The following is a 26,341-nucleotide window of genomic DNA, read 5'->3' as shown; positions in this document are numbered from 1 at the left end:
ACACGGCATACCGGCGACATAATCCAGGAACGGAAAGGCGCTGTATCCCAGAAAAAAATAGCGCATGGTCCCTCAGAGGCTGCTGGCCGATTATCTGGAAATGATATCTCATCCTGGAAAAGGAATCATTATTGCGAGATTCCACGTTTGATCGGGGACGCAACAGATGGATGAAGTTTTGTAGGCCGGGTAAGCGCCAGCGCCACCCGGCGTTTCTCAGGCCAGCTTCAGCTCCGCCAGGATCGCAGCAAGCGCCTCGCGCGGCTCACCCTGAATCGCCTGCAGCGGGAAGGGGAGCGCCGGTGCCTCCACTTTTCCCAGCATCTCGGCTGCCGCTGCCATCACCCGCAAGCTGCCGTAACGGCGGAACAGCGCCCACAGTGGAGCCAGACGTTCTGATTCCGTACCGTCTTCCGAGTGCGCGATTGCCAGTGCCGCCCGAGGGAACAGCCCGCCGACGACGGAATACCAGACGTCAAACCCGGCCTGCAGGGCGGATGCTGCCCGCCAGTCGCCGCTTATCCCCAGCGTGACCGTCTTGGGAAGACGCGCCCGCACCTGCGACACATCCTCCGGCATGCGGCCCATTTTCACCGAGCCAATATTGGGCAGCGCCGCCACGGCAAACATCAGCTCGTCGCTAAACTCAAACCCGGTGGTGGCGGGATTATCATAAACGCACAGCGGGACGGAGAGCTGACGAGTTACCGTCTCATACAGCGAATAGACCTCGTCCGTCGTCAAGCGCTGGTACGACACCGGTGCCATCAGCACGCTGGATGCACCCGCCTTCTGCGCGTGCTCGGCCAGACGCAGAATGTCATCCAGTCTCAGTGCGCCAATACTGACCATGACCGGAATGTCATTGGCATGTTCCACCGCGCAGCGGGTAATGTGCGTGCGCTCCTCAACGGTGAGGTAGGCATAGCTGCCCGTTGAACCCAGAACCCCCAGCGAATCCACCCCCGCGTCGACCAGGGGGCGCAGCAGGTTGATAAAGGTCTGCTCGTCAAACTTTCCCGCTTTCAGGGGCGTTAACGGAAACGCACTTAACCCGTGAAACATCGTGTTGTCCTCTTACAGTTCCAGCAGTTGAACCTGAGCCGTTGCGCCTGGCATGAGGCGTTGCAGGTTGTTGATCAGCTCTGCGCCCGCCTCCTCAAGCGCCGTTAAGGGCATCGACGGCAGGCTTTCGAGAATAAACCACATGGACTGCGCTTCGCTATCAAGACGGGTGCGTACCCCCTGTCGCCAGTTCCAGCGGCGGCAGGTGACGCCGAGGTCGTCGCGCCAGATAACCTCGCCCGGCTCCGGATATTCCACCATCGGCTGGCCCTCTTTAAAGGTATCGAAAGGTTCATGACCTTCGGCCAGCGTCAGGCGCGGCGCACCGGAGTAGGCCGCGAGATTCTCGCCCCCTACCGGAATGGCGTAGCGAATACTCACTGCGTTATAGATATCCACGACCGGATCTAACGACGGCAGCGAGCCGTCTTTTAAGACCCGCTTGCGCAGGGCCGCGGCGGAGCAGGGCGTGCGCTTCGGTTTCGCGCCGAAGGCTTTAAATACCTCATCCCAGTTTGAGAGGTGCGCATCTGCCCAAGGCACATCATCATTCAACACCTGCTGGCAGGCCTGCGCCAGCGCGGCAGGGGCGATCTCTGGATGGGTAATCGCCGCGGCTTCAACCAGAATGCTCAGCGCCCGAAAGCCCGGGGCAATTCCGGCAAGACGCGGATCTATTGACGGCGTAACGAGAGACATAAATAATCCTGTATTGACTGTTTTATACCATGGTAGTGACCAATGACTGATAAAGTCAATATAATGACTGTGCAGGGAGCCGATGTTGCCCAGGTAAGCCTGGCCGTGGCGAACCGCATCCGCAACTGGCGTAAAGATAAAAAAATGTCGCTGGACGAGCTGTCCCGCCGCGCCAGCGTCAGCAAAGGGATGCTGGTTGAGATTGAGAAAGGGGCAGCGAACCCCAGCATTGCCATCTTGTGCAAGCTGGCCGCCGCGCTCGGCGTGTCGGTGGCGGATATTGTCAACGTCTCCAGCGAGCCGGTTGTACACGTTATTGAAGAACAGGCCATCCCGGTGCTGTGGCAGGGTGAACAGGGTGGTTACGCCAGACTGCTGGCAGGTACAGCGGGCCCGGATATGATTGAGCTGTGGCAGTGGGAAATGCAGCCGGGGGAGTGCTTCACCTCTCCGGGGCACCCGGCGGGAACCTGTGAGCTGCTGCACGTAAACGCGGGCGTGTTAACCCTGACGGTGGACGAGACGGTAACGCGGGTAGCTGCCGGGGCGTCGGCGGTGGCCAAAACGGAAGCGGCGCACGGCTATGCCAATGCTGGCGATACCGTGCTTCACTTCACCATGACCGTGGCGGAGTTTCACCGATAAAAAGTAGGCCGGGTAAGCGTTAGCGCCACCCGGCATTTTATTACGCCTCTTCCACGCTCACCCGCAGCGCGGCCAGCGCTTTACGCGCCGCCTTCAGCACCTGCTCGCACTGCTCGACGGTCAGCGTCAGCGGGGGTTCAACCCGGATGGTTTTCGAGTTATTGAGCGTGCCGGCCACCAGCACCCGCTGGCGGAACATCTCGCTCGCGAAGCTGTAGCCAATTTCGTTATCAACAAACTCAATCGCCATCAGCATCCCCTTGCCGCGCGCCTCCTGCACCAGGTCCGGGTATTCCCGGCCCAGCTGGCGGAAGCCGTCCAGCAGCATGTCGCCTTTCTGCTCCGCCTGCGCGGGCAGGTTTTGCTCCAGCAGCACGTTGATTGTCGCCAGCGCGGCCGCACAGGCCAGCGGGTTACCGCCAAAGGTGGTGGTATGCAGGAACGGGTTGTCGAACAGCACCGAGAAGACTTCTTCGGTGGCGACCGTCGCACCAATTGGCATCACGCCGCCGCCGAGCGCCTTCGCCAGGCACAGAATGTCCGGCTGAACGTTTTCGTGCTCGCAGGCAAACATCTTGCCGGTGCGCCCCATTCCGGTCTGCACTTCGTCGAGGATCAGCAGCGCGCCAAACTCATCGCACAGCTGACGCACGGCAGGCAGATAGCCCTGCGGAGGGAGGATCACGCCGCCTTCGCCCTGAATCGGCTCCAGGATCACCGCCGCCACGTCATCGCCGGTTTTACGGCATTCACTCAGCGCGGTGCGCATGGCGTTGATGTCGCCAAACGGCACGTGGCGGAAGCCCGGCAGCAGCGGCATAAACGGCTTGCGGAAGGTGGATTTAGCGGTCGCCGACAGTGCGCCCAGGGATTTACCGTGGAACGCGCCGCTGGTGGCAATGAAGGTGAATTTCCCGCGCGGCGACTGGTACGCTTTGGCGAGCTTAATCGCCGCTTCGACCGATTCCGTGCCGCTGTTGCTAAAGAAGCTGTATTTCAGTTTGCCGGGCGTTAGGGCCGCCAGGGTTTTCGCGAGCATGGCGCGAAGCGGGTCGAGCAGTTCCTGGCTATGGAGAGGTTGTTTCGCAAGTTGATTCTGTACGGCGGAAACCACAACTGGATTACGGTGCCCCACGTTGAAGATACCAAAACCACCAAGGCAATCGATAAACTCCTGTCCCTGGGTGTCGACAAGCGTGTTCAGACTTCCCGCTTGCCACTCTACGGCTCCGTAATCCCCGCCGGCGGTAACAGATTTGCGATACTCCAGAAATCCTGGATTGACGTGCTCTTTAAAGTAATCAATGACCTCTCGGTTAAGCTGTTTCATCTCCTCATGATCGAGCGTTCGCTTCTCAATGAGATTCAGTGCGTGCGCGGTACAGGCAAGAGCCGAGGCGCTGGAAGGTAACCTGTTCAAAATGTGCTCCCGGGGATCGCGTATCACATGATACTGGTTTAAGTATTGCAGGGATTACGCCACTTCAGATGCCATAACGAAAATCGGGATAAACGCCAGGTTAAAATAATGTTGCACAATATTTAATCATGCCGATAGAAGCCAAACGGTATTTAGCGGTACAGACCAGAGAGTAAAAGACAGGGGAGAAGCGAGCCGCTGCACTAAAGAAGAGCATAGGCTGCAACTTAAGTGGGCGTTAACGGGTCATGCTTTGTAGGTAATTTCTTGCTGAAAGTATTAGAAATCAATGGATTAAAAAATCGTACAAAAAGTATGGTTTAAGTCAAATCTGCGATCTCCATCAAGTTTAACAACTAAAGATAAATTGTTTACCGCCGAAAAAACATTGACCCACAAAATTAACATTCAAATAACCTGCAAGGGATGCACGCCATGTCCTCTCCAACCTATGTCACCCAGAATGAATATCCTCTGGACGATGACACCACCTTAATGTCTACCACAGACGTCCACAGCTACATTACCCACGCCAACGACACCTTTGTGCAGGTGAGCGGCTATCAGCTGGATGAGCTAACGGGCCAGCCGCACAATATGGTGCGCCATCCCGATATGCCAAAAGCCGCGTTTGCCGATATGTGGTACACGCTGCAGCAGGGCGAGCCGTGGAGCGGGATTGTCAAAAATCGACGCAAAAACGGTGACCACTACTGGGTGCGTGCTAACGCGGTGCCGATGGTGCGCCGCGGGCAGGTGACGGGCTATATGTCGATTCGTACCCGAGCCACCGCGGAAGAGATTGCCGCCGTGGAGCCGCTCTACCGGGCGCTGAACGACGGGCGCTGTAAAAAGCGAATTCACAAAGGGCTGGTGGTGGGCAAGGGCTGGCTGGGCAAACTGCCGGCCATGCCGCTGCGCTGGCGCGTGCGCAGCGTGATGGCGGCGCTCTTTGCCCTCCTCGCCGCTACGCTGGTAACGACCTCCGCAGGCTGGGCACCGCTCGCGGCGGCGGCGGCGGTGATGCTGCTGGGAACCGTGCTGTTTGAACAACAGATTGTCCGTCCGGTAGAAAATGTGGCGCGACAGGCGCTGAGGGTGGCCACCGGCGAGCGCAACAGCGTGCAGCACCTGAACCGCAGCGACGAGATGGGGCTGACGCTGCGTGCGGTAGGGCAGCTTGGCCTGATGTGCCGCTGGTTGATTAATGACGTTTCGAGTCAGGTGGTGAGCGTCCGTGACGGCAGCGACAGGCTGGCGCAGGGGAATGACGATCTCAACGATCGCACGCGTCAGACCGTGGCGAACGTGCAGCAGACCGTTGCGACGATGAACCAGATGGCCGCGTCGGTGCAGAGCAACTCCGAAACCGCCGCCGAGGTGGATAAACTTTCCGTAGCCGCGAGCAGCGCGGCGACGAAGGGCGGCAATGCCATGCAGACCGTCGTCAAAACCATGGACGACATCGCCGACAGCACGCAGCGAATTGGCTCGATCACCTCCCTGATTAACGACATTGCCTTCCAGACCAATATTCTGGCGCTCAATGCGGCAGTTGAAGCGGCACGGGCAGGCGAGCAGGGGAAAGGGTTTGCCGTGGTCGCAGGTGAAGTCCGCCATCTCGCCAGCCGCAGCGCCAGCGCCGCGAATGATATTCGTAAACTCATTGATGCCAGCGCCAGCAAGGTGCAGTCCGGCTCTGAGCAGGTACACGCCGCAGGCCGCACGATGGACGATATTGTCGAGCAGGTGAAAAACGTGACGCAGCTTATCGCCCAGATCAGCCACGCGACCTCCGAGCAGGCAACCGGGCTGTCAGAGCTGACCCGTTCGGTGGCCGAACTCGACAGCATCACGCAGAAAAACGCCGACCTGGTTGAGGAGAGCGCGCACATTTCGTCCATGGTGAAACACCGCGCCGGGCGTCTTAAGGATGCGGTGACCGTGCTCCATTGAGTCAGTCATGTTCCAATAAAGCCGTTTATTCCGTAAGGAATAAGCGGTTTTTTAACGTCTGCTTGTGACTATTGCTGAGTTTTATTGTTAAGTTAATATTAAATAACTAAAGAAAGTGCCTCAGTTATTTATCCCTGCCTAAGTCAGTTATTCAGCGTGCTATTTCGAAAATTACCCCTCTGGTGGTCTGGTAACGATCGATGTGGCGATATTAATAGTCTGTACCTATCCATTGTGGTGATTATGAAATAAAAAAACGATCAAAGTCATAAAGTTAGCAAAATCGTTACCGATAACAGCGATCGTCTGAGAAATAATCACATCGATGGAGAAAATATGTTCTTACATGACGTAAAGATCGGCACGAAATTATTTCTGGCATTTGGGTTCTTTATTGTCCTGATGGCGATCAGCGCGAGCCTGTCTCTGCTGAGCCTGAACCGGGCAAATAACGGGATGCAATCCATTATTACCAGTGATTATCCAACCACGGTAAAAGCGAACCAGTTAATCGATAATTTCCAGGAATTTATTAGCACGCAACAGCTGATGCTGCTGGACGAGCAGGGGACCTACACGGGGCAATCTCAGCAGCACCTGAAAGAGATCAGCGAGCACATCACGGTGATCCTGGGCGAGCTAAACAACGTGTTGCAGGATCAGAAGTCCCAGCAGGTGCTGGCGGATATCCGCAGCGTGCGCCAGCAGTATCTGGACTCGCGCTACCGCATCCTGCAGGCGGTGCAGAACAACAACCGTGCGGGTGCCATTCAGGAGATGATGACCACCACCCTCGCCGTGCAGCAGGCTTATAAAGCGAAGGTGAAGGAGCTGATTGCCATTCAAAACGGCGAGATGCAGAGCGCAGGCGCGCAGGTCGAAGAGGATTTCAGGTCTAATCGCCTGCTGCTGATCCTGATTACGCTCTTTAGCGTCGCGGCAGGCAGCCTGATCGGCTGGTTTATCGTGCGCGCTATCACCCGTCCGCTCGGCGAGGCGGTGCATTTTGCTAAAGCCATTTCAGAAGGCGATCTAACGGGCAGCATCACGCCGCACGGCAAAGATGAAACGGGCCTGCTGCTGCATGCGCTGATGGAGATGAAAACGCGTCTGCTGGACATTGTGCAGCAGGTGCAGACCGGCTCGGAGAATATCTCCAGCGCGGCCGCGCAGATTGTCGCCGGGAACCAGGATCTGGCCGCGCGCACGGAAGAGCAGGCCAGTTCCGTTGAACAGACCGCCGCCTCGATGGAGCAGATCACCGCGACGGTGAAAAATACGGCCTCGCATACCGGCGAAGCGACCAACCTCTCGGCGGATGCCGCCACGGTGGTCAAAAACAACGGCGAGATGATGAAGCAGGTGACCAGCAAAATGCGCCTGATTAACGAAACGTCGAACCGGATGTCCGACATTATCGACCTGATCGACGCCATTGCTTTCCAGACCAACATTCTGGCGCTGAACGCGGCGGTGGAAGCGGCGCGCGCCGGTGAGCACGGCCGCGGCTTTGCGGTGGTCGCCGGAGAGGTGCGCCAGCTTGCCCAGAAGAGCGCGTCGTCTGCCAGCGAAATCCGCGAGCTGATTGAGAGCTCAACCAGCCAGACCCAGGACGGGATGAACCTGGTCGAAAAAGCGAGCGCGCTGATCAACGGGATGGTGGGCAACGTGGAGGAGATGGACGTGATTCTGCGCGAAATTCGCCAGGCCAGCCACGAGCAGACGGAAGGCATTTCGCAGATTAACAGCGCGATTGGCCTGATTGATGCCACCACCCAGCAGAACTCTGCGCTGGTGGAGGAGTCCGTCGCGGCGGCGGCATCGCTTAACGAACAGGCGATGCACCTGAAAGAGCTGGTACGCGTCTTCCGCGTGAGCGAGCACGCACCGGCTTAATCCATCTGGGAGATCTCAAGCGCCGCGCGGTCGATGACGCCGATAATCTGTCTGAGCTGCGCGTCGCTGAGATCGCCCTGATTCACCTTCAGGTCTAGCACCGCTTTGAAGTTATCCAGCGCCCGCTTCATCTGCGGGTTTTTTCGCAGCTGAAAACCGACGCCGCGCGCTTTGATCCGCACCTGGATCTGCTCCAGCTGTTCCCGGTTTTCGTCCAGCCAGCCTTGTCCTTCAGCGGTGATCGTAATCTTCTTACGCCCGTTCTCTTCTTCCGTAATGGTGATAAAGGTCTGATCCTGAAGATAATCCAGGGTTGGGTAGATGACGCCCGGGCTTGGCGTGTAGTTTCCCTGGGTCAGGTTCTCGATCTCTTTGATCAGCTCGTAGCCGTGGCTCGCGCTGCGGGTCAGGATATCGAGAATGACCAGCCGCAGATCGCCGTGGCCGAAAAAGCGCGGCCGACGCCCGCCGCCTTCGTGTTCGTGTCGCATACCAGGTCCTTAAATTTGATATATCTAAACTATATCTAAGATATATTCAGATGCAATCTAAAAGATCTTGCATTTTTCCTTATTAGTAATCATTATCATTTAAAAATTGATTTAGATATATCGTATTCACCAGAGAAGGGGCTAAAAATGGCATCTACCCGTTATCCACAGCGTGTTCGTAACGATCTGCGTTTTCGCGAGCTGACGGTGCTCCGCGTTGAGCGCGTTAGCGCGGGTTTCCAGCGTATTGTGTTAGGCGGCGAGGCGCTGGAGGGGTTTAGCTCCCGCGGCTTCGACGACCACACCAAAGTCTTTTTCCCGGCACCCGGGGCAACGTTTGTACCGCCGGTAGTGACCGATGAAGGCATTGACTGGGGCGACGGCGTGCGTCCGCAGGCGCGCGACTATACGCCCCTGTACGATGAGTCCCGTCATGAACTGGCGTTGGATTTCTTCATTCATGACGGCGGCATTGCCAGCAACTGGGCGCTAAACGCGAAAGCAGGGGACAAGCTGACCATCGGCGGCCCGCGCGGTTCGCTGGTGGTGCCGGAGGATTACGCCTGGCAGCTGTACGCGTGCGATGAATCCGGCATGCCCGCGCTGCGCCGACGCTTGGAGGCGATTGCGAAACTGCCGGTTCGCCCGAACGTTCATGCGGTCGTGACGGTCGGGGATGAATCGTATAAGGCCTATCTGGCGCACCTGAGCGAGTTCAATATCACCTGGGTGGTAGGCCACAGCGAGCAGGCAGTCGCGGACCATCTGGCGGCGCTGACCGTTCCGGGGGACGACTACTTTATCTGGCTGACCGGAGAAGGGAAGGTGGTGAAAAGCCTGAGCCGTCAGTTTGAAACCGACGACATTGACCCTCAGCTGGTGCGTGCCAGCGCGTACTGGCACGCCAAATAATCAGGCTGCCGAATCCAGCTGCGCTTCGTTCACCTGATGTTCGAGCGAGGCGCGAACCTCGCGCAGCGCTTTTTCCTGCTGGGCAAAGTACGCTTCCATGTTGCTCAGCGAGGAGACCAGCAGCCAGGACTCCTCTTTCTCCAGCTCAGCCAGCTCGTTTACCAGGGTGTCGATCTGCTCGCGGACCTGGGCCATTTTCTTGCGGATACGTTCCAGATCGTTCAGCCTGTCGCTTGCCATTAATGGCTCGAAGCCCTGCTGCAGGCGGGCCACGAGCGAGCGAATGGCTTTCACATCGCCGCGCTGCTTCGCCTGGTTGAGCTGCACCATCATGCTGTTGGCTTCTTCTTTCAGATCGTCCGCCACCAGGTCCGGGTGGCAGAGCTTGCTCGCCTGCCGCCAGAGACGCTTGAGTTCGTTCTGATCTTCTTCTGAAAGATGCTTCCCTTTCCGCAGCCGCACCTCGGCATCGTGATGCTGCTCACGATACTTCTCGTACTCTTCGTTAGCGTCGTCGCGCGCCTGACGCGCAGGCTCCTCTTCGCGCGTTAAGCCGCTCTCCAGCTCCAGCGCTTCGGCCAGCAGGTTGGCAATCAGATTGCTTTGCTGCTCCAGATGCTTACGCGCCTCAGCGGCCTGGACGGAGTCGGCCGGGAGATCGCGCCAGCGCTGGGTGAGCGTCGCCAGCACCTCCACCGCCTGCGCCATATAGCGCTGGCAGCGACGGTAATCTTCCTCGCGACGACGCGCTTCCGCCTGCTGACGGCGCAGGTTGAGCTCGGCCAGCGTTTTACGCAGGGCGAGGATCTGCTGCATCAGCGGCCCGAGGCGCGAGAAGTAGAGGTCGTTAAACTCATCAAGCTGCTGCACGCGGGCGTTGCGGCGGTCAATGAGATCGCGCAGACGCTCTTCCAGCGCCTTCAGCTCCAGCTTGCTGGCGGCCACCTGCGGGTCGCGCCACGGGGTTACGGCGCGCTGGCCCTGGAGCCACGCGGTAATGGCCGCCATCGCCGCGGTGTAGTTCTTCTCCTCAAGCGCCACGACGATTGCCTGTAGCTCATCGTCAAACGCTTCATTTTTCAGGCGTGTCAGCTGGCTCTGGATGATGTCGTCATCTTCCAGCTCAATGGCATTTTTAATGATTTCTAGCCGTTTGATCGGTGTGCTCATGATGCCTTTCGCTTTGGCGCTTAAGTATTTGAGTTAAGGTTAGTTGTTGTAAACGCTACAGGAAATAATACACACGGATGATGATCGGCGCGATGGGGGATTTCTTTAATATTGCTTTAGTTTGCATCCCTGCAAAAATCTGAAAATGCGCCAGAAATGTCCTTGTTCTCTTTGTTGATATATGCACTATTTACTTTTTGAAATAAGTTGCTCGTTTTTTAACAGTCAAGTTTGAAAGCGGACTTTGAGCGGAGAGTCATAGTGTTAGGGAAAACATCTGCACGCACGCTGCTGGCGGCCATCCAGCTACTGGTGCCGGGCATCGCACTCGCCGCCCCGTTGTCGCCGGCCGATCGCACCACCATTCAGCAGCAACAGCAGCAGTTGCTTGATGAGAACCAGCGCCAGCGTGAAGAACTGGAGCGCAGCGTGGCGTTACCGCGTCCCGTATCTCCCGACAGTACCGCGACCCCACAAGGCCCCTGTTTTGCTATCTCGCGCATCGAGCTGACGGGTGCCAGTCTTCTGTCTCCGTTAGCTCAAGAACGGCTGGTTGCGCCGTGGCTGAATCAGTGTCTTGATATTGCTCGTTTAAATACCCTGACTAATGCCGTGTCTGACTGGTACATCAGCCGGGGCTATATCACCAGCCGTGCGTTTTTGACCGAACAGGATCTCTCAGGTGGTGTTCTCCAGCTTGCGGTTCTGGAAGGTAAGCTCCAGCAAATACGCCTTGAAGGCGTTCCGGCGCGCACCCTGAGCATGACCTTCCCCGGGCTCGAAGGAAAAATTCTCAACCTGCGTGATATCGAACAGGGGATGGAGCAGCTCAATCGCGTGCGCCAGACGCCGGTTGAAATAGAAATCTTGCCCGGCGACAGGCAGGGCTATCGGCAGGGATGGCCGGAGGGATAGCGGGAGACAGCACGGCGTCGGCTGCAGTGGGGGCGCAGGGGGGTAAGAATGCGGTTGAGAATAATGCGCTAAGTGCCGATCGGATTGACAGTTTTGCGGCAAGGGTGAGAGGGTGTGAGACTCGTGGCGACTGCAAACAGGTCGTCAAGGAGATGGAAGATCTCAGCCTGAAGCAGCAACAGGAAATGATCGCCGTCTGTGCAACAAACCCGGCGGCCTGTAAAGAGAAATATGGAGATATACCAGCTAACGGAATGCTGGTACGAGAAGCGATAGATCGCGTGTTAGGTGCAGATGTGCCTTCTGCAATGAAGAACGATATGTCTTCATTGTTAGCGCAACAGATCGAAGCGGAAGGTGTTGTATCCAGTACAGAATTTGCAAGTCAGCTTAAAACCCGTTATGGAATTGATGGTCAACAAGCTGATATTTTAGCAGCTGCTGCGCTTGGGGCTGTAACTGGAGGGATGAGTAAAGGCGGGAAACCAGCCGCAGGAACAGAAGGAAAAAACATTGTCATTGTTGACTCCGGTAAGAAAGGAGCCTGGAACAAAGCAATGAATAAACCGGAGCCGAATACGGTTTATCAGGTGGATGGTAATAAGACGTATCGTATTGATGCTGAAGGTCGAACAGGTTCTGCGGAGGCTACATTAGCGTGGACGAAAAATGACAGAAACACTTATCAGCAATGTAAGGCCGGAAAATGTGGCACCTCTGGTGATGAAGGTGGGCATTTAATTGCCAGTATTTTTAATGGTCGTGGCGAAAAGCTTAATCTTGTACCTATGGATGGCAACCTGAATAAGGGGGCGTGGAAAAAGATGGAAAATACTTGGGCTAGCGCTCTAAAAAATGGTAAGCAGGTTGATGTGAAAATCGAGCCATCTTATACAGGTAGTAATAAAAGACCAGATAGTTTTACAGTTACTTATCAGATAAATAATGATCGACCAGTCAGAGAGATTTTTAACAACACCCCAGGGGGTAAGTAATGGCTTCTCGTGATGATGAATTGTATTCAGAAATTGGACGGATATTGTTTGAATCGGCACCTGAGGATGCGCAGAAGCTCTTCCTGGATGCTGAGCTATCCCCTGAAAATGATCATGCAAAATTTTTATATGATTACATCAATAAACAAGGTGAGAAAACGTGGTTTTTGCCGGGAACCTCTGCAACAGACAGTTTACTCCTTAAGAAATTAGTAGAATTAAGGCACTTCTACATAGAACAAGGGCTTACTGGTGGACGGCCAGTATGGCATGGCTGCTTTGTTACAGTTGATCTTGAAAAAATGAAAATTAATTTAGACTATCGTTACGACTAAAAATAACCCCGGTCAGAACACTCTCCTCTGGCCGGGACCGTTTTATCAGATCTGACTAAATTGTTACTTACCCTCGCTTAATCATCGGCACATCTCCCAAATCATTCAACGCCCCCGGAAAAGTCTTCAACCACTGGGCCACTTTCTTTTTATTAATATGCACCACACTCATACCTTCCAGGCATCCCCATAACTCACGCGTATGCTGTGGCGTAATCACAATACAATCCTTCATCACCCGGATTTTGACAGGCATGCCGTTGATAAAACCTGCATTTGCGAGCCACTTGCAGCTAAGGGGAAGGTATCGACAGTCCACCCGGGAATAAAGCTCGCAGCATGCAGAACTGTCTTCAGGTGTTTCTGCGCGGGGATGAACAGGGGCAGCATCAGTCCGGTTTCCGTGCTAACGTCGGGTATCATTTTTGCATATCAGATCGCGGTTTTCAGTAATACTGTTAAAAGCGTCTGATTTTGTTTTGAAAACAGTAAGCTCTGGCTTAAAATTCGTCTCAGCCATATTCAACTCCTTGAAAGTTGTTTTTGGTTAGCGGCATGGGGGTGGTGGTACACCTTCATGTCGCGTTCTTTAATAATATAAAAATTATATGCTGTTAACGCTTCCTTTACTGTGAGGTGATTTTCTTTGCGCTGATTATACCGGACTGAATAAAAATGCAGTATCTGATGAAAAGCTAATTATGCAAATTGAGAGGCGGCTTCAGAAAATATTATTGTTTATTGTAATATTACTCACTAAATATCAATGGCAGCTTTTTTTGGACCGTCCACCTGTCCTGACAGTCCTCCTTAATTTCCTGGCGCTTCAAAGAGACCAAAAAGTCCGGCCTGATGGGCACGGGCGGCATCGGTTTCACCCTCGGCAGTAGCAAAACCACCCACGACCTTCGCGAGCAGGGCACGACCCAGAGCGAGAGCTTCAGCACCGTCGGCTCGACGGGCGGTAGCGTCAGCATTACGGCAGGCAAACAGGCGCATATCGGCGGGGCGGATATCATCGCGCAGAAGGATATCAGCCTGACTGGCGACAGCGTGGTGATTGAGCCGGGGCATGACAAACGCACCCGCGATGAAACGTTTGAGCAGAAGAGCAGCGGGCTGACGGTGGCGCTAGACCAGGCGAAAGGCAGTTCTGACAAAGGTAATAACAATACCGTCGGCGTCAGCGCGTCGCTGGGGTCGCAGTCGTCCAAATCCTCCTCGCACAGTGAGAGCGAGACGACGACAGCACCCTGAGCGCGGGCAATAACGTCACGATAAAGGCCACCGGAAGCGACATCACCGTGGCGGGCAGCCAGATTAAGGCCGGGAAGGATGTGATGCTGGATGCGGCACGGGACGTCAACCTGATTGCTTCGCAGGACACGCAGCAGACGACGGGTAAAAACAGCAGCAGCGGCGGCAGCCTGGGTGTCGGCTCCGGTGGGGCGGGCATCAGCGTCTCGGCGAACGCCAACAGCAGCAAGGGGCACGAGAAGGGTAACGGCGTCTGGCAGAACGAGACCATGGTGGATGCGGGTAACTATTCCATGATGACGGCGATCGCCGCGTCATTGTGCGGGCCGCTGATTGGCCTTACCGACTCTGACGGGTTCGGCATTCACTTTTACAATTCATCAAGCGCCGGCAAGACCACCACGCAGAGCGTGGCCAGCAGCCTTTACGGAAAGCCGGAGGCGCTCAAATTAACCTGGTACGGCACGGCACGGCGCTGGGGCTGGCGAACGAAGCCGCCGCACACAATGACGCGCTGATGCCGCTGGACGAAATCGGCCAGGGTACGGACCCGTTAAGCGTCTATCAGTCTGCTTAACCAGGAGCATTAATATCCGTCTTGTATATTTACGCTTTAATTTATTAGTTGATTAAATATGAGCAAAAAATGCTTTATTTATAAGGAGAGTACATATCCGTAGTAGAATTATTTGATTTTTTAATTATCTGGAATTAAAGGGAATTTATATGAACCAGCAATACACCAATGAATTAACGCCAGAAGTAAAAGCCGAACTGAAAAGATCCCCTTTCACAGGGGAAGAAAAAGCCGCGATGGATGATGAGGCGCGCGCGATTATTGCAGAGGGCAGGGAACTGGAAAGGAAGCATCCCGTTATAGCGATTTGGCGCATTGCGACATCAGGGAGCATCACCCGCCGTGGGGGGATCGTTGCCCCGGTGGATAGTGAAGGGAAACTTCTGCTGGACAATGGCCGGTATGCCAGCATAGCCACCGTCGGGGATATCGTTACCTATCAGGACGGCAGCACCGCCACCATATCCACCAGCGCAGGCGAGGCCAGTATGCTTAAAGGGGCTGGTGTTGCGCTGGTGGGTAGCGTACTGAGTAACGGTGACGAAATTATCAGTACACCGCAGGGGCATGCATACCTGGTTACGCGTGAAGGGATTGCAACCGGGGCGGATTTTCTGGCTGTTACCGGAGCGTAACGCATGGGATATCGTACAGATAACTATGGGCGCGGGCAGGCGCTTGAGAATGACAAAACAACCACCGGCGCCAGGTGTATTGCTTCCATCACGGACAGCACCGAATTTGGGCGCAGAATCCTCAGGGTAGGTGATAAAACCACGCCCTGCCCCAAATGTGGAAAGCAGGGCGTGATCGTATCAGGTGAGCCGCGCGTAAGTTTTCATGGTGTACCAGTAGCCGTTCATGGGTCAAAAGTGCATTGTGATTGCCCGCCTGGTACGAATTGGGTTATTGCCCCTGCAGGGCAGTGGCTTGGGCGTGGACGAGATCCCGTAGATATTGCCAGGGAAGAACACGCCGCAAAGTTGGCAGCAGAAAAGCAGGCCGAAGAAAAACGCAGGGAGGAAGAAAGGGAGCGCAACCGGGTATTTGCAAAATCCTGCCTGCGCGGTAACGGCTGTAATGATGCTGGCGATCGGCGCGAACCCCACACCAATTTTGCTGATATGGCTTTTTTTCAGGCCATATCGGCCAGCGACCCGGCAACCGATACAGAAGCCCTCCAGCACGCGCAGACCGCCAAAAAGAAAAAGTCAGAAGATATTCCTAAACCGAAAAAACGCAGCGCTCTTTATCGCTGGTGGAACGGAAACCATGAAGAAATGGATTATCAGGCCGCCGTTGCAACTGCTGCAGCTGCTACCCGTGCGCAGACGGCCACGGCAGGCGCCAGCCTGCTGGAGCAAATAGCGGGCCGGGGGCTGACATATGGCACATGGGCGGTGCGCGGTGCTGCCGGGCTGGGAGAAATCGCCGCCGCTGGTCCTGGTGCACCGATCGCCGGTCTGCTGGTCGGGATGTATCCTGGCCGCCTGAACGACGGTGAGCAGGATTTTATCGACCGCATGCGCGCGGAACAGATGCGGGAAGCGCCAACCCGCGTGCGGTTTACGTGGGAGAAAGATGCGAGAGGGAACCCGGTGCCGCGTGGCTGGCATACACCGCCGGGCCGGGATAACGTGCGCGTAAGAAAAATGGACTATGACAGCACGCTGCAGGCGTACACATTCACCACGGAGGAAGAACCGCGCATAACCATCATCTGGACGCCGGATAACAGCGGAGTTAACACGCCGTCGAATACGGGCAACCATGCGCGGCCGGTGCTGCCGAACCCGGTGATCGTTGACCCGCTGCCGGATAATAGCGGCATAACAGCCACCACCAGCCCGGCGCCGGAAGAAAAAAGCTTCGCGGATTACATCCTGATCCTGCCGGTGCCGGATCTGCCGCCGATATATATTTATTTAAACTCTGACCACAAATATTACACGCCCCCAAAAGGTAACCCAGCCTTACCTGCATTCCCGGATGCTAAAAAAGCACAGGCAAAAACGCCAGTGAAGGGAGGGGGGAAACTGCGAAACCGTTGGAAAGATTCCTCAGGAAGAATTTACGAATGGGATTCACAACATGGCACAGTTGAAATGTACGATCGTTCCGGTCGAAATCATCTAGGCGAATTTAACTACGTCACAGGCGAACAGACGAAGCCTGCCGACCCATCCAGAAAGGTGGAAAAATGAATATTATTTACACGATTGATGTTTACAGTAAAGAAACGGAAGACTTACTTTCCGAGATAGAGTTACCACCTGAAAAAGCCCATGAAATGGCTGATATCCTGGGATTAAAGTTCACTGACCGGGAAGAATTTATGTGTGGTATTGGGGTTTATAATCTGACAAAAAAACAGGCGCTCCAGCTCGAATTGTTAGTGGGTAGAATGTTTTTTTCAGACGACGTGACCCTGCAGATCTCTGGAGGCGAGAGCCGCGCGTAAGTTTTCATGGTGTGCCAGTAGCCGTTCATGGGGCAAAAGTGCATTGTGATTGCCCGCCTGGTACGAATTGGGTTATTGCCCCTGCAGGGCAGTGGCTTGGGCGTGGACGAGATCCCGTAGATATTGCCAGGGAAGAACACGCCGCAAAGTTGGCAGCAGAAAAGCAGGCCGAAGAAAAACGCAGGGAGGAAGAAAGGGAGCGCAACCGGGTATTTGCAAAATCCTGCCTGCGCGGTAACGGCTGTAATGATGCTGGCGATCGGCGCGAACCCCACACCAATTTTGCTGATATGGCTTTTTTTCAGGCCATATCGGCCAGCGACCCGGCAACCGATACAGAAGCCCTCCAGCACGCGCAGACCGCCAAAAAGAAAAAGTCAGAAGATATTCCTAAACCGAAAAAACGCAGCGCTCTTTATCGCTGGTGGAACGGAAACCATGAAGAAATGGATTATCAGGCCGCCGTTGCAACTGCTGCAGCTGCTACCCGTGCGCAGACGGCCACGGCAGGCGCCAGCCTGCTGGAGCAAATAGCGGGCCGGGGGCTGACATATGGCACATGGGCGGTGCGCGGTGCTGCCGGGCTGGGAGAAATCGCCGTCGCTGGTCCTGGCGCACCGATCGCCGGTCTGCTGGTCGGGATGTATCCGGGCCGCCTGAACGACGGTGAGCAGGATTTTATCGACCGCATGCGCGCGGAACAGATGCGGGAAGCGCCAACCCGCGTGCGGTTTACGTGGGAGAAAGATGCGAAAGGGAACCCGGTACCGCGTGGCTGGCATACACCGCTGGGCCGGGATAACGTGCGCGTAAGAAAAATGGACTATGACAGCACGCTGCAGGCGTACACATTCACCACGGAGGAAGAACCGCGCATAACCATCATCTGGACGCCGGATAACAGCGGAGTTAACACGCCGTCGAATACGGGCAACCATGCGCGGTCGGTGCTGCCGAACCCGGTGATCGTTGACCCGCTGCCGGATAATAGCGGCATAACAGCCACCACCAGCCCGGCGCCGGAAGAAAAAAGCTTCGCGGATTACATCCTGATCCTGCCGGTGCCGGATCTGCCGCCGATTTATATTTTTTAAGGCACAATCCCGGACAAGTTACGGGCAAAGGCCAGAAGGTGAGCGGAACATGGCTTTCAGATGCAAGTAAGGGAAACGGCTCACCAGTTCCAACTCAGATTGCTGACAGGCTGCGTGGACGGACGTTTGCGAACTTTGACCAGTTCCGTAATGCGTTTTGGTTAGAGGTTTCTAAAGATCCAGAGCTATCAAAGCAGTTTAGGGGCAGTAACCAAACCCATATACGCAAGGGTAACTCACCTTTCACCCGTGATGCGGAGCGTGCTGGAGGAAGGGAGCGCTTAGAAATTCATCACATTAAGCCTATAAGTCAAGGTGGAGAGGTTTACAACGTTGATAATATGGGCATAACCACACCCAAAAGGCATATTGAGATCCATTCTACGTGGAAGAGTAAATAACATGACTGTTCAAAAAACATTGTCAGATTATACAGAGCGCGAATTTTTAGATTTAGTTCGTAAAATTTATAACGCAGAAGGTCCAACAGAAGAAGACGACAATCGCAGGGTAAGGGAATTCAGACGCCTTACCGAGCATCCATCGGGTTCAGATTTAATCTTCTATCCAGAGGAAGGTAAAGAGGATAGCCCAGAAGGGATCGTCAAAGAGGTCAAGGAGTGGCGTATAGCCAATGGCAAACCAGGCTTTAAAGAATCTTGAGCATCAAGCCCCGAAAGGGGCTTTTTTATGTGTGTACGTTCTTTGATTTGACCTCCAGCACCCCTAAGTTTTCGAACTGCGAATTCGCACTTTTCATATACAGATTCATTAAGGTTTGAAACTGCGAATTCGCAGTTTTTTAGTATAGAAATGTCAAGGTATGAACGATGATTAGTAACCTGCGAATGCCTTGGCAGCTACAGCCTTAAGGCATGCACAAAACTGCGAATTCGCAATTTTTTGAGGCTAAGAAATGCCAGGGTGAAAACTGCGAATTCGCAGTTTTGCATGTTAAGAATTGTTAAGGTTTGCTGGTGGCGGTGAACCAACATTTACCCGCCTGAACCAACCTCATTTTGCCGTTTGTTGGTTCGCATAAATCCAGTGCTGGCGCGGCTTGCAGGGCAGTGAACCAACTGAACCGACGTTTTTTCTGTGTCTATATATGCGTTTTTATTGCGTTGAGTCTGACCGGCTAACCAAAAGGGCCACCAGCGAACCCGGCAGGGAGGGAGGGGTATGACAATCACTGCTGGATGCAGATCGCCGAACGGCCCGCTTCATCAAATTTTTGCACCCGCGAAAATAAAAAATTGGGGGTGAGATGGTATGAGCGGTCATAAATTAACCATGAATCACTATAGTTAATTTTCTGGAATATCCCCGGCATATCCCCGGAAAAATCAGGCTGGTGGGTGACTCCCCGCCTGCCCTTGCGGTGTCTGGTGGCCCCTGCTGGACTTGAACCAGCGACCAAGCGATTATGAGATACTGCTCAATATAATAACCATAAATAATTTTTCTTATTTAGCTATAATTTTCATGTGGTTAGTTGTTTTTGAAGATTAACCTTGATTCTACGTAGTTCCCTTTAAATCATGATGTGAGGTAGCCTAAGGGAATCCTGGCTTAGGCCAAGCGATTTTAAGGCGATTTTTAAGAATCTAGGATACCGCGTCGTGGAACCATTCAAGTTTACAAAGTCAAAGCTTGCAGAGCTACCAGCAGCCCCTAAAGGCAAACAAGTTGATTATCATGATTCTCACGTCAAAGGGCTGCGGTTACGAGTTGGAGCTTCAGGAATCAAAACTTTCTGCGTAGTTAGGAAAGTCAAAGGCGCATTCATTCGTGCGAGCTTAGGGAGATTTCCTGAAATCACGATTGAGCAAGCTAGAGCTAAGGCTTTGGATAAGCTTGGTGACATTGGTATGACAGGGCAAAACCCAAATGTTGTATCTCGTGAGGAAAGTCTTTCTAATGTAACTCTGCGTGACGCTCTTGAGTTGTACATCAAGACTCGTGGGCATCGACTCAAATCGGCAACTGCGAATCAGTATCGAGGACTATTACAGAACTTTTCTGGTGATTGGTTAGATAGGCCTATGGCAAATATCTCACGTGACGATGTATTTAACCGTCATAAAAATATTACAGATGGTACTGTTTGGTTTGGGGAACGCTTATCTAAACTCAGAACAGGAGTAGGTAAGGGTAGCCGCTCTCAAGCTGATCTTTGGGGCCGTGCATTAAGAGCTGTTTATAATTTTGCAAATGATAACTATAGAGATCAACTTGGTAGCAAATTACTCCCTGAGCCACCAACGGTAGTTTTAAGTAGCAAGCGGCAATGGCATGGCTTGGTCAGAAAGAATACACGTATTCGTAATAAAGATTTAGGTCGTTGGTTGAAGTCCGTTGAATTTGTTCGAAAGCATGCTATGAACATAAGGGATGATCACGCATTATCTATCTGTGATGCTATCGATATGGCACTATTTACTGGTTTACGAAGAGGTGAAGTATTCGGACTTGAATGGGAAAGAGTTAATTTAGCAGGTGGTTATTTTTGGATTGATAAAACTAAAAATGGGGAACCGTTAGAATTACCCATTACTAAAACATTACAGGCTATTTTTGAAAGACGTCTAGCTTTTAAAAACAAAAACTCAAAATTTGTTTTCCCTGCATTGAGAGGTGGAGTGATCACCGATCCCCGTAAAGTTATAGATAAAATTGTTATGGCTACAGCATCAGGTGAATTTGAAGGTGAGCCACCTATTAATTTCACTTGCCATGATGCTCGGCGTACATTTGCAACAATAGCAGAGTTGAGTGGTGTAGGAACTTATATTTTGAAAAGGCTTATGAATCACAAATCAGGCAGGGTTTCAGATGTGACAGCTGGTTATATAAGTCTTCCTGTCGAAGAATTAGTTGAGCCAGCTGCAAGGATAGAATTGAAAATTATGCAAGAGGCTGGCATTCAAATTCCATTTATCAATACTAAGGAGTTGTTATCTAAATTATCTGATGAAGATAAATCTAAGCTTCTTGAAGAATTACTAAGGGAGAGAAAATGAACACTGATTTGAATGTTAAGCCATTTATAAACGAAACTATAAAGGCTTTGATGGGGTGTTCAGAACAGTCAGGAATATTATCACCTCAAACTGTTCAATGCTTTAATAATGCAGTAAATCAATCATTAATTAACCATTACGATACAAATTTTGTATTCGAAACGTTGCTTGCTATTATTGAAAGTGCATCTAAAAGAGATATAAAGTTCAATTTTGACAGGGTCTTGAAAAATACAAAAGGAAGAGATTTCTCTGGTAATATTTTAGGCTTTGATTTTGTGTTAAATAATATAAAATTAGCAGCTAAAGATTGTTCATTATCTTTTAATGAGCATGAGTTGAGCGCGTTATCTATGTTTGTTTTTTTAAAGGAGCAGGGTTATACCTCGCAAGCGGAAGATATTCTAATTATTTTGAAAGATGGAATATTAAGAAAGGTTTATCTTGATTACTATAAGTCACAGTTTAGAAGAGTCGTATCTTCTTATTTGAATAGTAATAATGACGTTTTCCAAGGCACAGAAAAATCAGTTTCTACAAAAAGAGGACCAAGGAACCAAAATTATAAAGATGTGTACAGAATAGTTTGCTTGACGATTGGAGAATACCCTGATGTATCACATTACTCGCTAAGTAATAAGTTGGCTGTACATTTTGCAAATCATGAGCATTCACCTTCCAAGCAAACATTGATGAGATGGGTGCAAGATATCCGTAGTGAGTTATGTCAGATTCCTCAAGAGCCATATACAAGACGCTTCAAGTTAATAACATCTTAAAGCATTGATTTATAAATGATCATTAGCCAATGAGTATACCTATTTTCTTATAATGATCATACTATTTGGCTAATGATTCTTTTACTGAGCTAACTTTCGATTTATCGTTCTAATCATCAAAACCAGCATGACAAGAGGTGATAACGATGCACTTGAAAGAACGACTCACAAGAAAGGAAGCTGCTGAATATATTGGTGTTACACCAGCCACCATGGCGAATTGGGCTAGTACAGGTAAAGTCTGTATACCATTCTATAAAGCGGGTTTGAAAAAGGTAATATATTTACGTACAGATTTAGATGAATTTATAAGCTCAACAAAAAGAATGCATGCTTAATATGGGCATTGTAATGCCCATGCACGGATTTTATTTTTTTTGGGTAATGGCAGATTGGCGTTTCTTTATTTCTGCCTCTAGGGCTGCAACGACAAATTGGCCTGTGCTTTCATCCTTATTTTTAAGTTTTTCTACAGCATCAGCTATTTCATGAGGCACACGCACATCGAATCTTTTTGATTTTGCATTGATAGATTTAGTCGCCATTAATTTGTCCTTTAAGGTAGGTGTCGGACAATGATAGCCAAAAAAAGAACAGTTGCAACACTTGACGTGTCGGACACCTTGAAATACATTGTGTCCGACACCTAGTTGCAATGCCTCTAGGTTGCGTGGAATCACCCTAGAGGCATTTAACCAACCGTTATAAGAGGTAACGAAGATGGCTAAACAGAAGTGTACCTGGTTATTTGCTGCGATCAACCGCAGTCAACGCAATGCCCGTCCTGTGATGTTAAGGATCACCGCAGATAACGAGCGGTCAGCGCGGCGCAGACTTGCCCCGGACTATGTGCTGAGCTTTGCCGGTCGCATTCCCTGCGGAGGTGAACATGCGTAATTATCCGCAACCCGGCGAACGCTGGCAGCATGAACGTGGCTGGACCGTCACAATCATCCGACTAATTGAAGCGTCTCCCTCCGTGGCGCTGGTTAATCCTGAATTCAGCTGTGAAGTGCTGATACGTCATGACAGCGACAACCAGCTTTCTTCCTGCCCTCTGGCATGGTTTGAACAGCGGTATACGCGCCTGTTTGATGCGCCGCTTTTTAAACCTTCGCCAGCTCCGGCAGGCGGTAGCGGCTCCGGCCCGCTGACACTACATCCGTCTGTGGTATTTACCCGCTGGCGGGAGCGCAGCCTACGGCGTTCTGCTGAACCTGACGACAGTCACTATTCAAAGTTTCTCTGACAAAACACCGCTGAAAACGGAGTAATCCATGATGAATATTTCAAACGGGCACAACAGTGCTCAGGGCCACACTTTGCCTGAAAAACACAATACCGGTGCTTTTGCCTATGGGTTGTCAGAGGACGGTTTCGGAAAGCTGACCCGCGCAAAGAATGCCTGTGACCTGCTCCAGCTTCTCTTTTCTGAATACCCGTCTCAGGTCGGAGCGCTCGATACAGGCTGTGCGCCGGGTGTCGCCGCGCTGATGGAGTACCTGCGGGCAGATTTGACGGATATTGCGCAAAGTTGCGCACTGATTGAAGGAGGTGCCAGATGAACCAGCCGCAGGTTTCCATTTTCCCGGCAGAAATGACCACCGCGCTGTACCGGCGGGCGATTGCGTCGGCATGGCGGCAGAAAACGCTGAACGAAACCGGCAGCGATCAGTATGGTCCGCACAGCCTGACGGTTGAGCGTATTGAAATGGCCATTGCGCTGCATATCGAATGCGCACTGATTAACGAGTACGGCGAAGCACAGGGAGCCGCTGCTGCGCTGGCACTGCTGACTGACATGCTGGAGCCGTCACAGCTGACCGCGCCGCCGGTACTGACCGCGCGCGGCTGTGAAGTGATGGCGGAGCTGTACCGCACGCTTCCGGCGGCCTTTGATGACTTCTGCAGCACAGGTGTGGCGCTGTATCAGGGGGAAGTATGACAACACAGACGGTTACGCAGATTTCAGCCGCCGCGCGGGGGAAATGGCCCGTTATTCTGCAGATGCTGCGTATTGATGTTCCCGAAAACGGCAGGCACGGTCCCTGCCCGAAATGTGGGGGCAAGGATCGTTTTCGCCTCGATGACCTTGACGGGCGCGGGACGTGGATTTGCAGCCAGTGCGGCAATGGTGACGGTCTGGATCTGGTTAAGCTCATGACCGGTTACGGCGTCAGAAAGGCCGCGCAGGAGGTGGCGCAGGTGCTTAATGTGCCGGATGTGCAGGAACTGTCTGTTAAGCCTGCCAGGCAAAAAGCCCCTAAACGTGACATGAGCCTTACCGTGGCGGCGCTGATGAAAGAGAGCCACACGGGAGAAAGCCCCTATCTCACCGGAAAAGGGTTTGCCGGATACCCGGCCTCCCTGACCGGGAGCGTGCAGCATATCAGCGGTAAGGATTTTCCTGCCGGTTCCCTGCTGTTACCGCTCACCACCAACGCCGGAGCCGTGACCGGTGCGCAGCTTATCGCCCCGACGGGTGAAAAAAGCATACTGCCCGGCAGCACGATGAAAGGCGCGTTTGTGGCGCTCAGCCCGTTACCGTCTGAACCGCCAGTACAGGTGGTGATTACCGAAGGTTACGCCACGGCGCTGACGGTAAGCCAGCTCACTGCCGGGTACGTAGTGGCTGCCATATCTGCGGGCAACCTGCCCAACGTCGCACAGGCGCTGCGGGCACGCTGGCCTGAGGTAAAAATTATCATCGCCGGTGATAACGATTTTCAGGACGGGGGCGAGAATCCCGGCAGATCCTTTGCTGAACGTGCGGCAAAAGCCGTTGGCGGCTGGATGACGCTGCCACCGGGAGAGATTAAGGCCGACTGGAATGACTTCCATCGTGAGCACGGTATAACCCGTGCCCGTGAAGCCTTTCGTAACGGTCTGGTGCTGTGCGGGGAGGGCCGCACGCAGCTGCCGCACGGGTTCCGTCTTACCCAGGAATATCTCTGGTATGAAAAACAGGTACAGCGCAACGGTGAGACGGAGATCCAGAACGTCAAAATATGCAACCCGCTGCGCGTGACGGCAATCACCTGCGATGCCGATGGCGGTAACTTCGGACGACTGCTGGAGTGGGAAGATACGTGGGGTGAGCGCCGCCGCTGGGCGATGCCGATGGAAATGCTGAGCGGCAGCGGTGAGGAGCTGCGCCGGGTACTGCTGGTTAACGGGCTGTCCTATATCAGCACCACCGGCGAGGCCCGCGCACGCCTGATGGAATATATCTCGCTGTGTAAACCGGAACGCCGCGTGACCTGCGTCAGCCGTACCGGGTGGCATGGTCAGGTTTACGTCCTGCAGGATGAGGTCAGCGGTGAGGGTGCGGAAAGTGTCATTCTCCAGACCACTTCCGTGCAGGGGCGCGATTTCCGTGTGTCAGGCACAACGGAGGAATGGCGGGAGCACGTATCCCGTTACTGCACCGGCAACTCCCGCGTGGCGTTTGCCGTCAGTCTGGCCTTTGCTGCCCCCCTGTTACGGCTGGTTGGTATGGACGGCGGCGGCTACCACCTTAAGGGGGAATCGACGGACGGTAAGACCACCACCATGAAAGCGGCAACCTCTGTCTGCGGCGGGCCTGACTACTGGCAGACGTGGCGGGCAACCGGCAACGCGCTGGAGGGATGCGCCAGCCGCCGCAACGATGCCGCCATGATGCTTGATGAGATCCGGGAGGTGGACGGACGCGAGGCGGGTAATATCGCCTACATGCTGGCAAACGGTCAGGGCAAGGGCCGTGCCGGTACGGACGGTGAGCTGCGCACCCGTAAGCAGTGGCGGCTGCTGTTCTTTTCAACCGGCGAGCTGTCACTGACCGAACATGCGGCAAAAGCCGGTGAGCGTACCTTTGCCGGGATGGAAGTCAGGATGATCCAGATCCCCAGCGATTCCGGGAAATTTGGCGTATTTGAGGAGCTGCACGGCTTCGACAGCGGCAAGGCTCTGGCGGAACATCTGGAGTGGGCCACGTCCAGCTACTACGGTTCGCCGTTCAGGGAGTGGCTGAAAGCCCTGACCGCTGACCTTAACGGGCTGACGGCACAGGCAAAGTCACTGATGAAGGAATATACAGCCGCCCTGACCCCGAAAGATGCGGGTAATCAGGTAGGCCGGGCTGTGAACCGCTTTGCACTGGTGGCGATGGCGGGCGAGCTGGCAACCCGGCTGGGTATTACCGGCTGGCCTGAGGGTGAAGCGCTGCGGGCAACCCGCGTCTGCCTGAACGCATGGCTGAAAGATCGCGGGCACACCGCCAATCAGGAAGATATTGCCGCACTGGAGCAGGTACGCAGCTTCTTTACCGCGAATCAGTACAGCCGCTTTGCTGACTGGCACGACGAGCGTAACCGCCCCGGCAATATGGTGGGCTGGCGCAGGGTGGAGAAAGGCAGTACCGCGCAGGGCACGGAGGCCGTCACCACGTTCTACGTCATGCCGTCCGGCTGGAAAGAAATCTGCCGGGGATTTGACCCGCGCAAGGTGGCGCGTCTGTGCGCGGATCGTGGATACCTGCTGCCCTCCACCGATGGCAAGCTGCAGACAACCATTCGCCCGCCAGAGATGAATCCCCGCAGACTCTATGTCTTCAACAGCGAGGTGCCGGGTTAAGGCTTTGCGTGAGTCTTATTTATTAAGGGTAACAGGT

Annotated in this window: 25 protein-coding genes, 1 tRNA gene and 4 pseudogenes; 22 read left to right on the top strand and 8 right to left on the bottom strand. The window is 53.5% G+C overall.

What is annotated here, in order from left to right:
• Window positions 1-216: 216 nt before the first annotated feature.
• Both FY206_RS21330 and FY206_RS21325 read right to left on the bottom strand, forming a co-directional pair.
• Window positions 217-1,065 (bottom strand): dihydrodipicolinate synthase family protein, encoded by an 849-nt coding sequence (locus FY206_RS21330; protein ID WP_032642227.1) that lies wholly within the window; start codon window positions 1,063-1,065, stop codon window positions 217-219.
• Between the two features lie 12 nt (window positions 1,066-1,077).
• On the bottom strand, window positions 1,078-1,764 hold the full coding sequence (locus FY206_RS21325; protein ID WP_032642224.1) for a B3/B4 domain-containing protein: 687 nt from the start codon (window positions 1,762-1,764) through the stop codon (window positions 1,078-1,080).
• Between the two features lie 42 nt (window positions 1,765-1,806).
• Between FY206_RS21325 and FY206_RS21320 the strand changes: the two genes are divergently transcribed.
• The gene (locus FY206_RS21320; protein WP_032642222.1) at window positions 1,807-2,409 is read left to right on the top strand and encodes a helix-turn-helix domain-containing protein; all 603 of its coding nucleotides are present in this window, start codon (window positions 1,807-1,809) and stop codon (window positions 2,407-2,409) included.
• Window positions 2,410-2,449: 40 nt separating this feature from the next.
• Here FY206_RS21320 and ygjG read toward each other — a convergent pair whose 3' ends face one another.
• Complete coding sequence (ygjG, locus tag FY206_RS21315) at window positions 2,450-3,829, bottom strand: putrescine aminotransferase (protein ID WP_032642220.1); 1,380 nt, start codon at window positions 3,827-3,829, stop codon at window positions 2,450-2,452.
• A gap of 435 nt (window positions 3,830-4,264) precedes the next feature.
• Between ygjG and FY206_RS21310 the strand changes: the two genes are divergently transcribed.
• A complete protein-coding gene (locus tag FY206_RS21310) occupies window positions 4,265-5,785 on the top strand; it encodes a methyl-accepting chemotaxis protein (RefSeq protein ID WP_032642218.1) in 1,521 nt (506 codons plus the stop codon).
• Window positions 5,786-6,121: 336 nt separating this feature from the next.
• On the top strand, window positions 6,122-7,681 hold the full coding sequence (locus FY206_RS21305) for a methyl-accepting chemotaxis protein (protein ID WP_045890495.1): 1,560 nt from the start codon (window positions 6,122-6,124) through the stop codon (window positions 7,679-7,681).
• On the opposite strand, the gene FY206_RS21300 is transcribed toward FY206_RS21305, so the two are convergent.
• A complete protein-coding gene (locus FY206_RS21300; RefSeq protein WP_032642214.1) occupies window positions 7,678-8,172 on the bottom strand; it encodes a PadR family transcriptional regulator in 495 nt (164 codons plus the stop codon). The two genes, FY206_RS21305 and FY206_RS21300, sit on opposite strands and share 4 nt — an antisense overlap.
• 147 nt (window positions 8,173-8,319) lie before the next feature.
• Here FY206_RS21300 and FY206_RS21295 point away from each other — a divergent pair, with 147 nt between their 5' ends.
• On the top strand, window positions 8,320-9,084 hold the full coding sequence (locus FY206_RS21295) for a siderophore-interacting protein (protein WP_032642212.1): 765 nt from the start codon (window positions 8,320-8,322) through the stop codon (window positions 9,082-9,084).
• Here FY206_RS21295 and FY206_RS21290 read toward each other — a convergent pair whose 3' ends face one another.
• Complete coding sequence (locus tag FY206_RS21290) at window positions 9,085-10,254, bottom strand: coiled-coil domain-containing protein (RefSeq protein ID WP_032642211.1); 1,170 nt, start codon at window positions 10,252-10,254, stop codon at window positions 9,085-9,087. It abuts the gene before it with no gap.
• Between the two features lie 288 nt (window positions 10,255-10,542).
• Here FY206_RS21290 and FY206_RS21285 point away from each other — a divergent pair.
• The 3 genes and pseudogenes from FY206_RS21285 to FY206_RS21275 all read left to right on the top strand — a co-directional run.
• A pseudogene (locus FY206_RS21285) lies at window positions 10,543-11,145 on the top strand (POTRA domain-containing protein); the annotation flags it as partial.
• Window positions 11,136-12,164: pseudogene (locus FY206_RS21280) on the top strand (DNA/RNA non-specific endonuclease); the annotation flags it as partial. The pseudogenes FY206_RS21285 and FY206_RS21280, both read left to right, overlap by 10 nt.
• On the top strand, window positions 12,164-12,499 hold the full coding sequence (locus FY206_RS21275) for a hypothetical protein (RefSeq protein ID WP_032642209.1): 336 nt from the start codon (window positions 12,164-12,166) through the stop codon (window positions 12,497-12,499). The pseudogene FY206_RS21280 and the gene FY206_RS21275, both read left to right, overlap by 1 nt.
• 67 nt (window positions 12,500-12,566) lie before the next feature.
• Here the strand turns inward: FY206_RS21275 and FY206_RS21270 are convergent.
• Window positions 12,567-13,019 (bottom strand): annotated as a pseudogene (locus FY206_RS21270) (SymE family type I addiction module toxin).
• Window positions 13,020-13,315: 296 nt separating this feature from the next.
• On the opposite strand from FY206_RS21270, the pseudogene FY206_RS25480 reads away from it, so the two are divergent.
• The 7 genes and pseudogenes from FY206_RS25480 to FY206_RS21240 form a co-directional block, all read left to right on the top strand.
• A pseudogene (locus FY206_RS25480) lies at window positions 13,316-14,274 on the top strand (hemagglutinin repeat-containing protein); the annotation flags it as partial.
• 208 nt (window positions 14,275-14,482) lie between these two features.
• Window positions 14,483-14,968 (top strand): hypothetical protein, encoded by a 486-nt coding sequence (locus FY206_RS21260; protein ID WP_032642195.1) that lies wholly within the window; start codon window positions 14,483-14,485, stop codon window positions 14,966-14,968.
• A gap of 3 nt (window positions 14,969-14,971) precedes the next feature.
• Window positions 14,972-16,537 (top strand): colicin E3/pyocin S6 family cytotoxin, encoded by a 1,566-nt coding sequence (locus FY206_RS21255; protein WP_045890496.1) that lies wholly within the window; start codon window positions 14,972-14,974, stop codon window positions 16,535-16,537.
• A complete protein-coding gene (locus tag FY206_RS21250; protein WP_032642191.1) occupies window positions 16,534-16,794 on the top strand; it encodes a DUF7683 domain-containing protein in 261 nt (86 codons plus the stop codon). The genes FY206_RS21255 and FY206_RS21250 overlap by 4 nt, the downstream gene beginning before the upstream one ends.
• A gap of 149 nt (window positions 16,795-16,943) precedes the next feature.
• Entirely contained in the window at window positions 16,944-17,888 is a 945-nt protein-coding gene (locus tag FY206_RS21245) for an S-type pyocin domain-containing protein (RefSeq protein WP_243144147.1), read from the top strand.
• 38 nt (window positions 17,889-17,926) lie between these two features.
• Window positions 17,927-18,289: an HNH endonuclease signature motif containing protein gene (locus FY206_RS25780; RefSeq protein ID WP_322934277.1), complete on the top strand. Its 363-nt coding sequence runs from the start codon at window positions 17,927-17,929 to the stop codon at window positions 18,287-18,289.
• Between the two features lies 1 nt (window position 18,290).
• Window positions 18,291-18,551, top strand: a complete 261-nt coding sequence (locus tag FY206_RS21240; RefSeq protein WP_032642188.1) for a bacteriocin immunity protein — start codon at window positions 18,291-18,293, stop codon at window positions 18,549-18,551.
• Between the two features lie 723 nt (window positions 18,552-19,274).
• Here the strand turns inward: FY206_RS21240 and FY206_RS21235 are convergent.
• A tRNA-OTHER gene (locus FY206_RS21235) sits at window positions 19,275-19,351 on the bottom strand.
• Window positions 19,352-19,510: 159 nt separating this feature from the next.
• On the opposite strand from FY206_RS21235, the gene FY206_RS21230 reads away from it, so the two are divergent.
• From FY206_RS21230 to FY206_RS21220, 3 genes are all read left to right on the top strand, one after another.
• Window positions 19,511-20,911 carry a site-specific integrase gene (locus tag FY206_RS21230; RefSeq protein ID WP_077064513.1) on the top strand — a complete coding sequence of 467 codons (1,401 nt, stop codon included), beginning with the start codon at window positions 19,511-19,513 and terminating at the stop codon, window positions 20,909-20,911.
• Entirely contained in the window at window positions 20,908-21,690 is a 783-nt protein-coding gene (locus FY206_RS21225; protein WP_131825686.1) for a hypothetical protein, read from the top strand. The genes FY206_RS21230 and FY206_RS21225 overlap by 4 nt, the downstream gene beginning before the upstream one ends.
• Window positions 21,691-21,836: 146 nt before the next feature.
• Entirely contained in the window at window positions 21,837-22,028 is a 192-nt protein-coding gene (locus FY206_RS21220; protein ID WP_077064514.1) for a helix-turn-helix domain-containing protein, read from the top strand.
• A 30-nt stretch (window positions 22,029-22,058) separates the two neighbouring features.
• Here FY206_RS21220 and FY206_RS25385 read toward each other — a convergent pair whose 3' ends face one another.
• Window positions 22,059-22,235 carry a YlcI/YnfO family protein gene (locus FY206_RS25385; protein ID WP_165473091.1) on the bottom strand — a complete coding sequence of 59 codons (177 nt, stop codon included), beginning with the start codon at window positions 22,233-22,235 and terminating at the stop codon, window positions 22,059-22,061.
• A 175-nt stretch (window positions 22,236-22,410) separates the two neighbouring features.
• Between FY206_RS25385 and FY206_RS21215 the strand changes: the two genes are divergently transcribed.
• The 5 genes from FY206_RS21215 to FY206_RS21195 are packed head-to-tail and all read left to right on the top strand — an operon-like array spanning window position 22,411 to window position 26,304.
• Window positions 22,411-22,587, top strand: a complete 177-nt coding sequence (locus tag FY206_RS21215) for a host cell division inhibitor Icd-like protein (RefSeq protein ID WP_001118612.1) — start codon at window positions 22,411-22,413, stop codon at window positions 22,585-22,587.
• Window positions 22,580-22,939: a hypothetical protein gene (locus FY206_RS21210; protein ID WP_142631409.1), complete on the top strand. Its 360-nt coding sequence runs from the start codon at window positions 22,580-22,582 to the stop codon at window positions 22,937-22,939. Before FY206_RS21215 ends, FY206_RS21210 begins: the two co-directional genes overlap by 8 nt.
• 31 nt (window positions 22,940-22,970) lie before the next feature.
• Window positions 22,971-23,255 (top strand): hypothetical protein, encoded by a 285-nt coding sequence (locus FY206_RS21205; RefSeq protein ID WP_149067774.1) that lies wholly within the window; start codon window positions 22,971-22,973, stop codon window positions 23,253-23,255.
• Complete coding sequence (locus FY206_RS21200; RefSeq protein ID WP_149067771.1) at window positions 23,252-23,635, top strand: DUF5375 family protein; 384 nt, start codon at window positions 23,252-23,254, stop codon at window positions 23,633-23,635. The genes FY206_RS21205 and FY206_RS21200 overlap by 4 nt, the downstream gene beginning before the upstream one ends.
• Window positions 23,632-26,304 (top strand): TOPRIM and DUF927 domain-containing protein, encoded by a 2,673-nt coding sequence (locus tag FY206_RS21195; protein WP_149067770.1) that lies wholly within the window; start codon window positions 23,632-23,634, stop codon window positions 26,302-26,304. The genes FY206_RS21200 and FY206_RS21195 overlap by 4 nt, the downstream gene beginning before the upstream one ends.
• The last annotated feature ends 37 nt before the right edge of the window (window positions 26,305-26,341 follow it).

This window comes from Enterobacter chengduensis, assembly GCF_001984825.2.
Classification (GTDB): Bacteria; Pseudomonadota; Gammaproteobacteria; order Enterobacterales; family Enterobacteriaceae; genus Enterobacter; species Enterobacter chengduensis.
Note: the sequence above shows the minus strand (reverse complement) of the source record. Positions and strands in the feature narration are given on the sequence as shown.